Source organism: Pseudomonas sp. MB-090624, assembly GCF_003205245.1.
Taxonomy (GTDB): domain Bacteria; phylum Pseudomonadota; class Gammaproteobacteria; order Pseudomonadales; family Pseudomonadaceae; genus Aquipseudomonas; species Aquipseudomonas juntendi.
This window is the reverse complement of sequence record NZ_QJRK01000078.1, coordinates 1-16649: the sequence shown is the minus strand read 5'-3', so window position 1 is coordinate 16649 and position 16649 is coordinate 1. Positions and strand designations below refer to the sequence as shown.

10 protein-coding genes are annotated in these 16649 nt (G+C 63.1%); 7 read left to right on the top strand and 3 right to left on the bottom strand.

Going from position 1 to position 16649, the window contains the following annotated elements; all coding sequences use genetic code 11:
• Nucleotides 1–212 precede the first annotated feature (212 nt).
• Complete coding sequence (locus tag DMX12_RS27860) at nucleotides 213–1631, bottom strand: amino acid permease (protein ID WP_054911930.1); 1419 nt, start codon at nucleotides 1629–1631, stop codon at nucleotides 213–215.
• 311 nt (nucleotides 1632–1942) lie between these two features.
• Between DMX12_RS27860 and DMX12_RS27855 the strand changes: the two genes are divergently transcribed.
• The 3 genes from DMX12_RS27855 (at nucleotide 1943) to DMX12_RS27845 (ending at nucleotide 6478) form a co-directional block, all read left to right on the top strand.
• Nucleotides 1943–5089: a transglycosylase domain-containing protein gene (locus DMX12_RS27855; protein WP_110679987.1), complete on the top strand. Its 3147-nt coding sequence runs from the start codon at nucleotides 1943–1945 to the stop codon at nucleotides 5087–5089.
• A gap of 89 nt (nucleotides 5090–5178) precedes the next feature.
• Nucleotides 5179–5724: a PadR family transcriptional regulator gene (locus tag DMX12_RS27850; protein ID WP_110679986.1), complete on the top strand. Its 546-nt coding sequence runs from the start codon at nucleotides 5179–5181 to the stop codon at nucleotides 5722–5724.
• Nucleotides 5717–6478, top strand: a complete 762-nt coding sequence (locus tag DMX12_RS27845; protein WP_110679985.1) for a siderophore-interacting protein — start codon at nucleotides 5717–5719, stop codon at nucleotides 6476–6478. The genes DMX12_RS27850 and DMX12_RS27845 overlap by 8 nt, the downstream gene beginning before the upstream one ends.
• 120 nt (nucleotides 6479–6598) lie before the next feature.
• Here DMX12_RS27845 and DMX12_RS27835 read toward each other — a convergent pair whose 3' ends face one another.
• Both DMX12_RS27835 and DMX12_RS27830 read right to left on the bottom strand, forming a co-directional pair.
• Entirely contained in the window at nucleotides 6599–7234 is a 636-nt protein-coding gene (locus DMX12_RS27835) for a Pr6Pr family membrane protein (RefSeq protein ID WP_029887722.1), read from the bottom strand.
• Between the two features lies 1 nt (nucleotide 7235).
• Nucleotides 7236–7457, bottom strand: a complete 222-nt coding sequence (locus DMX12_RS27830; RefSeq protein ID WP_003252112.1) for a VF530 family DNA-binding protein — start codon at nucleotides 7455–7457, stop codon at nucleotides 7236–7238.
• Nucleotides 7458–7620: 163 nt separating this feature from the next.
• Here DMX12_RS27830 and DMX12_RS27825 point away from each other — a divergent pair, with 163 nt between their 5' ends.
• The 4 genes from DMX12_RS27825 (at nucleotide 7621) to lon (ending at nucleotide 16392) form a co-directional block, all read left to right on the top strand.
• On the top strand, nucleotides 7621–9660 hold the full coding sequence (locus DMX12_RS27825; protein WP_110679984.1) for a TonB-dependent receptor: 2040 nt from the start codon (nucleotides 7621–7623) through the stop codon (nucleotides 9658–9660).
• A 289-nt stretch (nucleotides 9661–9949) separates the two neighbouring features.
• Nucleotides 9950–11284 carry a carbohydrate porin gene (locus tag DMX12_RS27820; protein WP_110679983.1) on the top strand — a complete coding sequence of 445 codons (1335 nt, stop codon included), beginning with the start codon at nucleotides 9950–9952 and terminating at the stop codon, nucleotides 11282–11284.
• Between the two features lie 29 nt (nucleotides 11285–11313).
• A complete protein-coding gene (locus DMX12_RS27815; protein WP_110679982.1) occupies nucleotides 11314–13725 on the top strand; it encodes a glucose/quinate/shikimate family membrane-bound PQQ-dependent dehydrogenase in 2412 nt (803 codons plus the stop codon).
• A 246-nt stretch (nucleotides 13726–13971) separates the two neighbouring features.
• Nucleotides 13972–16392, top strand: a complete 2421-nt coding sequence (gene lon / locus DMX12_RS27810; protein WP_009681961.1) for an endopeptidase La — start codon at nucleotides 13972–13974, stop codon at nucleotides 16390–16392.
• Nucleotides 16393–16649: the final 257 nt, after the last annotated feature.

Sequence of the window (16649 nt, the reverse complement as noted above, 5' to 3'; positions counted from 1 at the left end):
TTCTTCAGCCTGACGAGAATAACTTCTCCCGCCAGGCCAGTCACAACATACAAGGAGCGAGCGCAGCTCGCGATTGCGCCGCGCGGGCGGCGCTCGCTCTAACAGGCGCTGCCATACCTTGTGGCAACCACCTGTCAGCCCTAAGGCGATCCCTGTGGGAGCTGGCTTGCCGGCGATAGGGCCGGTGCAGACGCGGCCCCGGCCAACTCAGGTCAGGAAGCGGTACTGGCCGTACCCTGCACGTTTTTGGGTGCCAACCGGAACACGTGGTACAGCACGGTCAGCAGCACCAGGAATGCCGGGCCGATGTACAGCGCCACCCGGGTGTCCTCGAAGTACGCCATCAGGCCCACCACCAGCACCAGGAACGCCAATGCCAGGTAAGAGCTCAGCGGCCACAACCACATGCGGTACTTCAGCCCCTGGCGCTCGGCAGGGGTAAGGCCGGCACGGAATTTCAACTGCGCCAGCAGAATCATCACCCAGGTCCAGATTGCGCCAAAGGTGGCAATCGACGTCACCCAGACGAAGACCTTCTCCGGCACCAGGTAGTTGGCCAGCACACCCAGCAGCAGCGCGCCGATGGACAGCAGCAGCGCATTGCGCGGTACCCCGTTGTTCGAGGTACGGGCGAAGGCCGCCGGGGCCTGGCCGTTCTGCGCCAGGCTATAGAGCATGCGCCCGGTGCTGAAGATGCCGCCATTGCATGAGGACAGCGCCGCGGTGATGACCACGAAGTTGATGATGCCCGCGGCGGTCTTGATGCCCAGGCGCTCGAAGGTCATGACGAACGGGCTGCCCTGGCTGCCAATTTCGTTCCACGGGTAGATCGACAAAATCACGAACAACGCACCGACATAGAACAGCAGGATGCGCCAGAACACCGAGCCGATGGCCTGCGGAATGGTTCTTTGCGGGTTACGGGCTTCACCGGCAGTCAAACCGATCATTTCCACGCCCAGGTAGGCGAACATCACCATCTGCAGCGACATCAGCACGCCGGTCACGCCATTGGGCATGAAGCCGCCGTTGCTCCACAGGTTGGCGATGCCCACGGCCACACCGTCATTGCCCAGGCCGAAGGCAATGATGCCGACGCCGCCCAGCACCATGGCGATGATGGTGACGATCTTGATCAGGGCGAACCAGAACTCGAATTCGCCGAAGGCCTTGACCGCTACCAGGTTGACCGCCCCCATGCTGCCCAGCGCCGCCAGGGCCCAGATCCAGCGGGGCACGTCGGGGAACCAGATCCCCATGTAGATGGCTACCGCGGTAATTTCCGCAACACAGGTCACCAGCCACAGGAACCAGTAGTTCCAGCCAGTGAGAAAGCCCGCCAGCGGGCCAAGGTAGTCCTGCGCATAGCGGCTGAACGAGCCGGCGACAGGGTTGTGCACGGCCATTTCACCAAGGGCGCGCATGATCACCAGAATGGCCAGGCCACCGATGATGTAGGACAACATGATGGCCGGGCCGGCCATTTCGATGGCCTTGGCCGAGCCTAGGAAAAGACCGACACCGATACAGGCGCCCAGCGCCATCAGACGGATATGCCGTTCGCCCAGTTCACGCTTGAGCGGGCCGCCTTGGGTGGGCTGGCCATGGGCAGGGTGGTTGCCGACTGGCATAGGGATTCAACCTCATTTTGTTATTGGATTTGCCTTCGTGCAGCACCCGCCACGCCGATAGGCGTGGCCTTGGCTTGCCAAGCTGGCCTCTTGGGCCGGCCTGCGTGCCGGGTCAGCGCAACCCGGCAGGGCGAAGGGGCGAGCAGTATAGGAAGACCGCTGAAGGGGTTTTCGCTGTATATCCATGAATAATCAGCGAGTTCTCCGGAGCCCCCGGTACCTTGATCAGCGCCGACAAATGTTTCCGCCTACCCGCTCACCGTCTAAGCTTCAGGCAAGCAAGACGAAAATACCTGGCCGGATTGAAGACTATGGGCGCACTGTGGCAATCGGAACCAAGCAGAACGGAAGCACCCGAGACACCGCCGGCCGAGACGCCACAACGCAAGCCCCCCCGGCAGCGTCGGCTATGGTGGCGGCTGATCATCCTCATCGTGCTGGTGGCGATGGTGGCTGTCGGCTTCGCCGCCTACGACGAATTTCGCACGTCCGAGTTGCAGTCGCGGGAATTCAGCAAGCTCGCCAGCACCCTCACCTACTCGCTGCAGCCCGGCCCCAGCGACGCCATCGTCTACCCCGGTGACGGGCCGTTCGACAAACGCCTGGGCTACAGTGCCCTGGGTGAATTTCTGCCGCGCCTGCTCAAGCGTGACTACCTGATCAGCGAACAGGTCAGGTTTTCCCCGGCGTTGATGAACTACGTCGAGCATGGGCTGTTCGTGCCCTATATCGAGAAGATCCAGGCGGGCCTGTCGATCACCGACTGCCGTGGCGACACGCTCTACCAGTACAACTACCCGCAGCACCTGTACCCCGACTTTGCCGCCATCCCGCCCGTGATGGTCAATAGCCTGCTGTTCATCGAGAACCGCGACCTGCTCGACACCCAAGACCCGCGCAACAACCCGGCCGTGGACTGGCCGCGCTTCGCCAAGGCCGCCTACAGCCAGGTGGCCAAGTACCTGGCGCTGCCCGGCCAGTCGGCGGGTGGCAGCACCCTGGCCACGCAACTGGAAAAGTATCGCCACTCCCCAGATGGCCTGACCGTATCGGGGGCCGAGAAGATCCGCCAGATGATTTCGGCCAGCGTGCGCGCGTACCAGGGCGGCCCCGACACCACCGAGGCGCGCAAACGCATCGTGCGTGACTACCTCAATAGCGTGCCACTGTCGGCCGTGCCTGGCCACGGCGAGGTGCACGGCATGGCCGAGGGGCTGCGGGTGTGGTACGGCGCCGACTTCGACCAGGTCAACCAGCTGCTGACGTCCACCGCCACCGACCCGCAAAGCATGGCGGCGCGTGGCCTGGCCCTGCGCCAGGTGCTGTCGCTGATGATTGCCCAGCGGCGGCCCTCGCATTACTTGTCCAAAGGCCGGGTGGAACTGGCCGAGCTGACCGATTCGCACATCCGCGTGCTGGCCGCCAACAAGGTCATCGATCAGCCACTGGCCGACGCAGCGCTGGCCAGCAAGGCGGTGTACCGCGACTGGGTGGCGCAACCGACCATCGTGCCCATCGTCACCAACAAGGGTATCAGCCTGGCGCGCAACCGCCTGGCGGCCATGCTCAACCGCCCGCTGTACGACCTCGACCGCCTCGATGTATCGGCTACCAGCACCCTGCAGGCCGACCTGCAATTGCAGGTCAGCCAATACCTGAAAAACCTTGCCGACCCGGCTTTCGCTGCGCAGATCGGCCTGATCGGCGAGCGCCTGCTCACCGCCAAGACCACCGACCAGGTGAGCTACAGCTTCACCCTGTTCGAACGCACCGCCGATGGCTCGCGGGTCAGGGTGCAGACCGACAGTACCGACCAACCATTCGACATCAACGAAGGCAGCAAGCTGGAGCTGGGCTCCACGGCGAAGTTGCGGGTACTGACGACCTACCTGGAGATCATTGCCGAACTGCACGACAAGTATGCCGGCAAGCCTGTCGCCGAGCTGAAAAAGGTCGACGTCGCCGAGCTTGACCGCATCACCCAATGGTCACTGGATTGGCTGGCGCAGAACAGCAAGAACCAGAGCCTGGATGCCATGCTCGACGCCGCCCTGGAGCGCAAGTACTCGGCCAGCACCGGCGAGGCGTTTTTCACCGGCGGCGGCATGCATGTGTTCAACAACTTCCGCAAGGAAGACAACAGCCGCAACCCCACGCTCAAGGATGCCCTGCGCGAGTCGATCAACTTGCCCTTCATCCGCCTGATGCGCGACCTGGTGCGCTATGTGACCTACCAGCAGCCCTACAACCGCGTACCGCTGCTCAAGGATGACGCCGACCCGCGTCGCCAGGAGTACCTGGCGCGCTTTGCCGACAAGGAGGGCACCAACTACCTGATGCGCTTCTGGAAGAAATACCAGCGCAAGACCTCGCAACAGCGCCTGGATACCTTCCTCGACAGCATGCGCGTGACCCCGCAACGGTTGGCCGCCGTGCACCGCTACCTGTTCCCCGAAGCGGGCCAGCAAACGTTCAATGCCTTTGTCCGCGCTCACCTCAAGGGTGACAAGAGCGCCCTGGGTAAACTCAGCGATGGCCGCCTGGCCGAGATGTACGAAGCCTATGGCCCGGGCAAGTACGACCTGCCCGACCAGGGTTACATTGCCAAGGTCCACCCCTTGGACCTGTGGCTGCTCGGCTACCTGCTGAAGAACCCCAGTTCGACCTTGAGCGAGATGGTCAACGCCAGCCGCTTCGAGCGCCAGGAGGTCTACGGCTGGCTGTTCAAGAGCCGCCACCAGGGCGCTCGCGACAGCCGCATTCGCACCATGGTGGAAATCGAAGCGTTCCTCGACATCCACCAGCGCTGGAAGCGCGTGGGCTACCCGTTCGACCACCTGGTGCCGTCGCTGGCGACCGCCATCGGCAGCTCGGGCGACCGCCCTGCCGCCCTCTCGGAGTTGGTCGGGATCATCCAGAATGATGGCATCCGCCTGCCAACACTGCGCATCGACACCCTGCATTTTGCCGCCAACACCCCCTACGAAACCAAACTGATCAGCGATCCGGACCGGGGGGTGCGAATTCTGCCGGTCGAGGTGGCACGCGCCCTCAAAGGTGCGATGTCGCAGGTGGTCGATGCCGGCACCGCGCGGCGCATTTCCGGCAGTTTCAAGCTGCAGGACGGCACGCCCCTGGTAATGGGCGGCAAGACCGGTACCGGTGACAACCGCATCGAAAGCTTTGGCGCCGGCGGCCGGCTGATCGGCTCGCGGTCGCTCAACCGCACCGCCACCTTCGTGTTCTTCCTGGGTGAGAACCACTTCGGCACCTTGACCGCCTTCGTGCCAGGGCGCTCGGCAGAGGCATTCAAGTTCACCTCGGCGCTGCCGGTGCAGGTACTCAAGGGCATGGCACCGATCCTCATGCCTTACCTGCAGCCGGGCAATCCGAACGAGTGCAAGCCCCCGGAAGTGGCCGCGAACTCGACCACGAAAGCGGACGAATCGAACAATTAGATGAGAATCATCAGCAATTGAGGGCTTGTCTTTAGATATATCTTGAGTAATATCTTACGATATATCGCAAAGAAGGAGCCCCTATTCCCATGCGTGAACATACCCCCCATGACCCCTTCGAACGGCGCCCCGGGCGCGGCGAACGCGGCCCCCGTGTATTTGCCCCCGGTGACCTCAAGTTGCTGATGCTCGACTTGCTCGCAAGCCAGCCCGGCCATGGCTACGACCTGATCCGCCAGATCGAGAACCTGTTCGAAGGCAGTTACAGCCCGAGCCCCGGGGTGATCTACCCCACGCTGAATTTTCTTGAAGAAGCCGAGCTGATCAGCGGCCAGGTGCAGGGCAGCAAGCGCCTGTATGCCATCACCGAGGCCGGCCGCGGTGCACTGGCGGACCAGGCGGTGGCGCTGGACGGCGTGCGCATGCGCATCGAAGTCAGCAAGCGCGCCTTGCGCGGCCACGATCGCCCGCCTGAAATTCACGAAGCGGTGGGCAACCTGCGCCATGCGCTGCACATGCACAGCGGCCGCTGGACACCTGAAGAAATCGACAGGGTTCGCGACCTGCTCAACCACACCGCCAAAGCCATCGCTTCCGGGCCGGCCGGCGCTGCTACGGAGACGCTCCATGACTAACAGCATTCACCGCGTCAACCACGAGATTCGCCAGCGCTGCCTGCAGGTGCTGCGGGTCACCGAGCTTACCCCGCGCATGCGCCGTATCACGTTGGGCGGGGCTGAACTGCAAGGCTTCACCAGCTTGGGCAGCGACGACCATATCAAGCTGCTGTTCGGCGAAACCCCGGAGCAGCAACAGGCCATCGAGGCCCGCAAGCTGGGCAAGGACGGTGGCGTACGGCCCACCATGCGTGAATACACGCCACGGCGCATAGACCTGGTGGCCAACGAGTTGGACATCGACTTCGTCCTGCATGGCGACGGCCCTGCTTCCACGTGGGCGGCGCAGGCCGCGGTCGGCCAAACCCTGAATATCGCCGGGCCACGCGCCTCACTGGTGGTGCCGGATGTGTTCGACAGCTACTTGCTGATCGGCGATGAAACGGCCATCCCGGCAATCGGCAGGCGGCTCGAGGAGCTGCCCGCTGGCCGCCAGGTGCTGGCGGTGATCCAGATCGAGGATGAGCAGGAGCGCCAGCCGCTGCCGAGCAAGGCGCAGGTCGAGGTGATCTGGGTACGCCGCCACGAGGAAGACCTGCTGGCATTGGTGCAGAACCTGAACTTGCCGCAAGGCCGGTTGTACGCCTGGGTAGCGCTGGAAAAAACCCTGACCCGCCAGGCCAAGGCGCTGCTGCTGGAAAAAGGCGTGCCCGAGGATGCTTTGAAAGCCGCGGCTTACTGGCGGGCCGACGGGGCTGGGGACGACGAATAATCGGCTTCAGCCTGTTACGGCCTCTTCGCGGGCAAGCCCGCTCCTACAGGTACATCACCAGCCTTGAAGACTGTGGTATTCGTGTAGGAGCGGGCTTGCCCGCGAAGAGGCCGGCACAGGCTAAGCAAACTTTTGCGCCCCACGCCAACGATCCAGCCCCAGCAACACCAGCCCGATCCCCCAGAACCCCGCCAGCACGCCCAGGGCATTGAGCAGCACTTGCCCGTACCCCAGCCTCGCCACATCAATGAACGGGTAGGCATACAGGCCAATCTCGCTACCCCGCCATAAGGCGTAGCCAAAGTATACGGCCGGGTAGAGTGCCCACAGCGCCAAATGCCGCAGACGCAAATGGCCCTTGGGCACCTCACACCACCAGTACAAGGCATACAGCGCCGGCATCACGTCGTGCAGCAACTCGTCGGCCAGCCATTGCCAGCCCTCTGGCTGCCACAAGTGGCGCAGCAACACGCTGTAGGCCAGCGCTACCAGCACAATGCTCGCGGCCACCGCGGAACTCACCGACGGCGACAGAAAAAAATGCCTGGCCCGGCCTTCGCGGCCAAACGCCGCATAACTGAGCACCGTGGCCACCAAGGTGTTGGTCAACACCGTGAAATAGCCAAACACGTTGATCAGGCCGCCGATCAGGCTGGCCTGCTCCTGCCAACGCGCCAGCAGTACCAGGTATACCTGCACGGTCAGGCCGAACCAGCCCAGCACCGCCATGCCGGTCAGCCAAGGTCGCCGCAGCACGTTAGGCCTGACGCTGCAGCTTCACGTACAACTGCTCGACCTTTTCCCGCGCCCAAGGGGTTTTACGCAAGAAGGTCAGGCTCGACTTGATCGTCGGGTTGCTCTTGAAGCAACGCACGTCAATGCGTTCGGCCAAGCCCTGCCATTGGTAATGCGCCACCAGCTCGGTAAGGATCTGTTCGAGGGTCTTGCCGTGCAGCGCGTTGTGTTGGGCCGTGCTCATGCTGTACTCCGTGGGAAAGATGCGCACCTTACACGAGTGTAGTGGCGGGTGGGATCCGGCGAGGCCGCAGAAAAACGCTGGCCAGGGACGAAACCTCTGTGCTGAAATAGTTATGTTATGTTGTAACACTATATGAGCATCTGCCAAGGAACGTCTCACTCTCATGTTGTCTGCACCGCTTCGCCTCTCCCCCCTTGCCGTCGCGCTCTGGCTGGCCGCTTCGCCCAGCCAGGCTGTGGAACTTGAACCCCAGGTCATCACGGCCAACCCGCTGGGCAACCGCCAACTGGCCGCGCCCAGCACCGTGCTCGAAGGCGACAACCTGCTGCAACAGCAGCACGGCAGCCTCGGTGAAACCCTGAACAAACAGCCCGGTGTCGCCTCGACCTGGTTCGGCCCTGGCGCCAGCCGCCCGGTCATTCGTGGCCTGGATGGCGACCGCATTCGCATCCTGCGCAACGGCGTAGGCGCCCTGGATGCCTCCTCGCTGTCCTACGACCATGCCGTGCCGCTGGACCCGGTGACCGTCGATCGTATCGAAATCGTGCGCGGCCCGGCCGCACTGCTGTACGGCGGCAACGCCATTGGCGGCGTGGTCAACACCTTCGACAACCGCATCCCCGACGCCCCCATCGAGGGCATTCACGGCGCCGGTGAACTGCGTTACGGTGGCGCCGACACCACCCGCAGCAGCGCCGGCAAGCTAGAGGCCGGCGATGGCACGTTCGCCCTGCACCTGGATGCCAACAGCCGTCAGTTCAATGACCTGCGCATCCCTGGCTACGCCCGTAGCGCGAAAGTGCGCGATGCCGAAGAGCCCGGCAGCAAGCACCGCCTGGAAAACAGCGATGGCCGCCAGGATGGCGGCGCCATCGGCGGTGCCTACCACTGGGACCACGGTTACGCCGGCCTGTCGTACAGCCGCTACGACAGCAACTACGGCTCGGTGGCCGAATCCGGCGTGCGCCTGGACATGAAACAGGACCACTACGCCTTCGCCTCCGAACTGCGCGACCTCGACGGCCCGTTCAGCTCAGTCAAGGTCGATGCCGGCTACACCGACTACGAACACAGCGAAATAGAGGAAGGCGAGGTTCACACCACGTTCAAGAACAAAGGCTACGAAGCGCGTATCGAAGCCCGCCACCAGCCGCTCGGGCCTGTGGAGGGCGTGATCGGTGCGCAAGTCAGCCGCAACGAATTCTCTGCCCTGGGCGAAGAGGCCTTCGTACCGCACACCGATACCGACAGCCTGGCGTTGTTCATGCTCGAACAGTGGCAAGCGACCGAGCGCCTGAACCTGAGCCTGGGCGCCCGCATGGAACACACCCGCGTGGACCCGGATGCCAAAGGCAACGAGAACTTCGTCGACGCCAACAGCGCCAGCAGCTTCAATGCGTTCAGCCTGTCATCGGGCGCGGTGTACCAGCTCGACCCGGTCTGGTCGCTGGCGGCCAACCTTGGCTATACCGAACGCGCCCCGACCTTCTACGAGCTGTATGCCAATGGCGCCCACGTTGCCACCGGTGCCTATGAAGTCGGTGATGCCAGCCTGAACAAGGAAAAGGCCATTTCCGCCGACCTGGCGTTACGCTTCGACAACGGTACGCACAAGGGCAGCGTCGGGCTGTTCTACAGCCACTTCCGCAATTACATCGGCCTTATCGGCACCGGCAACCTGCGCGAAGGCGGGCATGATCACGACCACGACGAAGCTGACCATGATCACGACGACGGTTTCCCGGAGTACCAGTACCAAGGTGTGCGGGCACGCTTCTACGGCGTCGAGGCCCAGGACCGCTGGCAGCTGGTCGAGAACCGTTATGGCAGCTTTGCCCTGGAATTGTCGGGTGACTACACCCGGGCCAAGAACCTTGACAGCAGCGAACCGCTGCCCCGTATTGCTCCGCTACGCCTGAACAGTGGCCTGGTCTGGGAGCTGGACCGCTGGCAGGCCCGGGTGGACGTGCAGCACGCCGCCTCTCAGCACCGCAAGCCGGCCAACGAAAGCAGCACCGATGGCTATACCACGCTGGGGGCCAGCGTTGGCTACCGCTTCGATATTGGCCAGAGCCAGTGGCTGGCGTTCGTGCGCGGTGAGAACCTGACCGACCAGACCGTGCGCTATGCCAGCTCTATTCTGCGCGATATCGCGCCAGCACCGGGCCGCAGTGTGGAAGTGGGCCTGCGTACCACCTTCTGAAATGGTGGGGGCGCTTTGCGCCCCAATCGCCGGCAAGCCATTTCCTACACGTACTGCGCCATACCTGGGTAGGCGCAGGTACTGCGCAGAGCAGACCCGTAAGGGCATTATTACCAATTGAACAATAATGACCTGCGACAATTTGTCTTTTTTTCTGACGCCTTCCCCTATATCCTCCCCGCCGCAAGCTGAAACGCTTCACTGAACTCCCACGTCGCCACATCCATTGAAAGCCTCGCCTTTCGATGCGCTTGCCGTTTTTTCAATAATCAGAAGATAGCGCTATCTCATGCTCCAACTGCCCAAAACCTGTTACATAGGCGTCGCCCTTGCTGTCTTGGCGACCCCCACCTGCGCCAGCGAAATGTTCGCCAACGACTCCCCGTGGATGCTCGGCGACTGGGGCGGCACCCGCACCCGCTTGCTTGAACAAGGCTACGACTTCACCCTCGGCTACACCGGCGAGATGGGCAGCAACCTGCACGGTGGCTACGACCATGACCGTACCGCGCGCTACAGCGACCAGTTCACCTTTGGCAGCCACCTGGACCTGGACAAGATCCTTGGCTGGCACGACACCGAAGTGCAACTGACCATCACCGAGCGCCACGGCGACAACATCAGCAACGACCGCATCAATGACCCACGCGTGGGTGGCTTTACCTCGGCCCAGGAAGTGTGGGGCCGCGGTGAAACCTGGCGGCTGACCCAAATGTGGATCAAGCAGAAGTACTTCGACGGCGCACTGGACGTGAAATTCGGCCGTTTCGGCGAAGGCGAGGACTTCAACAGTTTCCCCTGTGACTTCCAGAACCTGGCCTTCTGCGGCTCGCAGGTGGGCAACTGGGTGGGCGGCATCTGGTACAACTGGCCGGTCAGCCAATGGGCCCTGCGCGTGCGCTACAACCTCAGCCCCACGTTGTACGCGCAGGTTGGCGTGTTCGAACAGAACCCGTCCAACCTCGAGTCAGGTAACGGCTTCAAGCTCAGTGGCAGCGGCACCCAAGGTGCGGTCATGCCAGTCGAACTGGTATGGAGCCCGCGCGTCAAAGGCCTGAAAGGGGAATATCGCGCCGGCTACTACTACAGTAATGCCAAGGCACACGATGTTCTCAAGGACAGCAACGGCCAGCCGGCAGCCTTGAGCGGCGGCGCCTACCGCAGCAGCTCGAGCAAGCATGGCGTGTGGCTCGGCGCCCAGCAGCAGGTGACTGCACTGGCCTCCGACCAGTCGCGTGGCCTGAGCCTGTTCGCCAACGCAACGATGCACGACAAGAAAACCAATGTCATCGACAACTATGTTCAGGCAGGACTGGTATTCAAAGGGCCTTTCGATGCCCGCGCCAAGGACGACATCGGCTTCGCCCTCGCCCGCGTGCACGTCAACCCTGGCTACCGCAAGAACGCCCGCCTGGCCAACCAGGCAGCCGGCCTTGACGATTACGACAACCCCGGCTTCCTGCCTGTGCAAGACACGGAATACAGCGCCGAGCTGTACTACGGCATTCATGTGGCCAACTGGCTCACGGTCCGCCCGAACCTGCAGTACATCCGCCACCCCGGCGGCGTGTCGCAAGTCGATGGCGCCCTGGTCGGTGGCCTGAAGATCCAAAGCAGTTTCTGAATTTTTTTTGACGTGACGGAGAACCTGAAATGAGCACTGAAGGTGCCAACACTGGAAGCCGCTGGCTACCGCGCCTGATTGGCGCGCTGCTGTTGCTGATGGGCCTGGCCCTGCTGGCCGGCGGCATCAAGTTGAGCCAGCTGGGCGGCTCGCTGTACTACCTTGTTGCCGGTATCGGCTTTGCCTTGTCGGGCATTCTGCTGCTGGCCCAACGGCGCATCGCCTTGGGCCTGTACGGCCTGGTGCTGCTAGGCAGCACGGTATGGGCCTTGCTCGAAGTCGGCCTGGACTGGTGGCAACTGGTGCCGCGCCTGGCCATCTGGTTCGCCATCGGCGTGGTCCTGCTGCTGCCGTGGGCACGCCGCCCGCTGATCGGCCCGGCCAGCACTGCCAACACGGCGGTGCTCAGCGTGGCCGTGGTGGCCGCAGGCGCCTGCGCCCTGGGCAGCCAGTTCACCCACCCGGGTGAGGTGTTTGGCGAACTGGGCCGCGACAGCAGCGAGATGGCCAGCGCCGCGCCGAGCATGCCGGACGGCGAATGGCAGGCTTATGGCCGTACCGAGCATGGCGACCGCTATTCGCCACTGCGCCAGATCACCCCGCAGAACGCCTACCGCCTGGAAGAAGCCTGGCGCATCCGCACCGGTGACCTGCCGACCGAGAACGACCCGGTCGAGCTGACCAACCAGAACACCCCGCTGAAAGTCAACGGCATGCTGTATGCCTGCACCGCGCATAGCCGTCTGCTGGCACTCGACCCGGACACCGGCGCGGAAATCTGGCGCTATGACCCGCAGGTGAAGAGCCCCACCGGCACCTTCAAAGGCTTTGCCCACATGACCTGCCGCGGGGTTTCGTATTATGACGAGAACCGCTACGTCAGCCGCGACGGCAGCCCGGCCCCGAAAATCAGCGACGCCGGCCAAGCCGTGGCGCAGGCCTGCCCGCGCCGCCTGTATCTGCCCACCGCAGATGCGCGCCTGATCGCCATCAACGCCGACAACGGCAAGGTCTGCGAAGGCTTCGCCAACCAGGGTGTGATCGACCTGACAACCGGCATCGGCCCGTTCACCGCCGGCGGCTATTACTCCACCTCGCCCGCGGCCATTACCCGCGACCTGGTGATCATCGGCGGCCATGTCACCGACAACGAGTCCACCAACGAGCCATCTGGCGTTATCCGCGCCTACGACGTGCACGACGGTCACCTGGTGTGGAACTGGGACAGCAACAACCCGGAAGACACCAAGCCGTTGGCCCCCGGCAAGATGTACAGCCGCAACTCGGCCAACATGTGGTCGATCGCCAGTGTCGACGAAGACCTCGGCATGATCTACCTGCCGCTGGGTAACCAGACCCCAGACCAGTGGGGCGCTGACCGCACCCCAGGCGCCGAGAAGTACAGCGCAGGTGTGGTAGCCCTGGACCTTGCGACCGGCAAGGCCCGCTGGAACTACCAGTTCACCCACCACGACCTGTGGGACATGGACGTCGGCAGCCAGCCGACCCTGGTGCACCTGAAGACCGACGATGGCGTGAAACCGGCGATCATCGTGCCGACCAAGCAGGGTAGCCTGTATGTGCTCGACCGCCGCGACGGTACGCCAATCGTGCCGATCCGTGAAATCCCCACCCCGCAAGGTGCGGTGAAAGGCGACCACACTTCGCCGACCCAGGCCCGTTCCGACCTCAACCTGCTGGGCCCGGAACTGACCGAGCAAGCCATGTGGGGCGCCACCCCGTTCGACCAGATGCTGTGCCGCATCCAGTTCCGCGAACTGCGCTACGAGGGCCAGTACACCCCACCGTCCGAGCAGGGCTCGCTGGTCTACCCAGGCAACGTAGGCGTATTCAACTGGGGCAGCGTATCGGTCGACCCGGTGCGCCAGTTGCTGTTCACCTCGCCCAACTACATGGCATTCGTGTCGAAGATGGTGCCGCGTGAACAGGTTGCCGAGGGCAGCAAGCGCGAAAGCGAAACCAGCGGCGTGCAGCCGAACACCGGTGCCCCGTATGCCGTGACCATGCACCCGTTCATGTCGCCCCTGGGGGTGCCGTGCCAGGCCCCGGCCTGGGGCTACGTGGCCGCCATCGACCTGTTCACCAACAAAGTCGTGTGGAAGCACAAGAACGGCACCACCCGTGACAGCACACCCGTGCCGATCGGCCTGCCGGTTGGCGTGCCCAGCATGGGTGGCTCGATCGTGACCGCAGGCGGCGTCGGTTTCCTCAGCGGGACCCTCGACCAGTACCTGCGCGCCTACGACGTGAACAACGGCAAGGAACTGTGGAAAGCCCGCCTGCCAGCGGGTGGCCAAGCCACCCCGATGACCTACACCGGCAAGGACGGCAAGCAATATGTGCTGGTGACCGCGGGCGGGCATGGCTCGCTGGGTACGCGGATGGGCGATTACATCATCGCTTACAAACTGGCTGAATAAGCTGCAAGTCACAAGCTACAAGCCGCAAGTAAAAGCGGGGCCAATGCGGTCCCGCTTTTTTCTTGTAGCTTGTAGCTTGTAGCTTGTAGCTTGTAGCTTGTAGCTTGTAGCTTGTAGCTTGTAGCTTGTAGCTTGTAGCTTGTAGCTTGTAGCTTGTAGCTTGTAGCTTGTAGCTTGCAGCTTGAAACTTGAAACCCAATCCCCTGCGCCCCATCTAAGCACCATAGTCATTCACGCAGGTGCCCCATGAGCGACCAGCAGGATTTCCCGGAACACCCCGACGAACACAGCGAAGTCGAGCACACCACCCCCCAGGCCCAAGCCGGCCACGCCCTCGCCCTGCCCGGCCAACAACTGCCGGACAAGGTCTATGTGATTCCGATCCACAACCGCCCGTTCTTCCCGGCCCAGGTACTGCCTGTAATCGTCAACGAAGAGCCCTGGGCGGAAACCCTTGATCTGGTCGCCAAGTCCCCTGACCACTGCCTGGCCCTGTTCTTCATGGACACGCCGGCAGAAGACCACCGCCACTTCGATACCTCGGCATTGCCGCAGTACGGCACGCTGGTCAAGGTGCACCATGCCAGCCGTGAAAACGGCAAGCTGCAGTTCGTGGCCCAAGGCCTGACCCGGGTGCGTATCCGTACCTGGCTCAAGCATCACCGCCCGCCCTATCTGGTCGAAGTGGAATACCCGCGCCAGCCCGCCGAGCCTACCGACGAGGTCAAGGCCTACGGTATGGCCCTGATCAACGCGATCAAGGAACTGCTGCCGCTCAACCCGCTTTACAGCGAAGAGCTGAAGAACTACCTCAACCGCTTCAGCCCTAACGACCCGTCGCCGCTCACCGACTTCGCCGCCGCGCTGACCTCGGCTACCGGCGGCCAGTTGCAGGAAGTGCTGGACTGCGTGCCCATGCTCAAGCGCATGGAAAAAGTGCTGCCCATGTTGCGCAAGGAGGTCGAAGTCGCCCGCCTGCAAAACGAGATTTCGGCCGAGGTGAACCGCCAGATTGGCGAGCATCAGCGCGAGTTCTTCCTCAAGGAACAGCTCAAGGTCATTCAGCAGGAGCTGGGCCTGACCAAGGACGACCGCAGTGCCGACCTGGAGCAGTTCGAGCAGCGCCTGGAAGGCAAGACCCTGCCCGAGCAGGCGCGCAAACGCATCGATGAAGAAATGGGCAAACTGGCCATTCTGGAAACCGGTTCGCCCGAATACGCCGTCACCCGCAACTACCTGGAATGGGCCACTGCCCTGCCATGGGGCATCCATGGCAAGGACAAGCTCGACCTCAAGCACGCGCGCAAGGTACTCGACCAGCACCATGCAGGCCTCGACGACATCAAGGAACGCATCCTCGAGTTCCTCGCCGTTGGCGCCTGGAAAGGCGAGATCAGTGGCTCGATCGTGCTGCTGGTAGGCCCGCCCGGCGTGGGCAAGACCAGTATCGGCAAGTCGATTGCCGAGTCGCTCGGCCGGCCGTTCTACCGCTTCAGCGTCGGCGGCATGCGTGACGAGGCCGAGATCAAGGGCCACCGCCGCACCTACATCGGCGCCCAACCCGGCAAGCTGGTGCAGGCGTTGAAGGATGTCGAAGTGATGAACCCGGTCATCATGCTCGACGAGATCGACAAAATGGGCCAGAGCTACCAGGGCGACCCGGCCTCGGCGCTGCTGGAAACCCTCGACCCGGAACAGAACGTCGACTTCCTCGACCACTACCTGGACCTGCGCCTGGACCTGTCGAAAGTGCTCTTCGTATGTACCGCCAACACCCTGGACTCGATCCCCGGCCCGCTGCTGGACCGCATGGAAGTGATCCGCCTGTCCGGCTATATCACCGAAGAAAAACTGGCCATCGCCAAGCGTCACCTGTGGCCCAAGCAGTTGCAAAAGGCCGGGGTGGCCAAGGCCAGCCTGAGCATCAGCGACAGCGCGCTGCGCACGGTGATCGAGGGCTACGCCCGAGAGGCCGGGGTGCGCCAGCTGGAAAAGCAATTGGGCAAGCTGGTGCGCAAGGCGGTGGTCAAGCTGCTGGAAAACCCGGACGCCAAGCTGAAAATCGGCACCAAGGACCTGGAGGCCGCACTCGGCATGCCGGTGTTCCGCAGCGAGCAAGTACTGGCGGGCAAAGGTGTGATCACCGGCCTGGCCTGGACCAGCATGGGCGGCGCGACCTTGCCGATCGAGGCAACCCGCATCCACACCCTCAACCGCGGCTTCAAGCTGACTGGCAAGCTGGGCGATGTGATGAAGGAATCGGCCGAGATCGCCTACAGCTACGTCAGCTCCAACCTCAAGCAGTTCGGGGGTGACCCCGGTTTCTTCAACGAAGCCTTCATTCACCTGCATGTGCCTGAAGGGGCGACCCCCAAGGACGGGCCGAGCGCGGGCATCACCATGGCCAGTGCCCTGCTGTCGCTGGCCCGCAACCAGGCACCGAAGAAAGGGGTGGCCATGACCGGCGAACTTACCCTCACCGGCCAGGTGCTGCCGATTGGCGGGGTGCGAGAGAAAGTGATCGCGGCACGGCGGCAGAAGATCTTCGAATTGATCTTGCCAGAGCCTAACCGCGGCGACTTCGAGGAACTGCCAGACTACCTGCGCGAAGGTTTGACGGTGCATTTTGCCAAACGCTTTGCCGACGTGGCGAAAGTACTGTTCTGACAGGCCCTGGGCTAATGCCAGTCAGTCAAGCCTGAGTGGCAGCCATTGGGCTGCTTCGCAGCCCATCGCCGGCAAGCCGGGCTCCCACGGGGATCGCATCAGGGCTGATAGGTGTTTGTCACAAGATATGCAGCGCCTGTGAGATCGAGCGCCGCCCGCGCGGCGCATCGCGAGCTGCGCTCGCTCCTACGTTTGTTTCGGGCCAGTAACGCCTGTGACAGGCGCGCGCGGCCGCCTTGTTTGTACGGCGCGATATT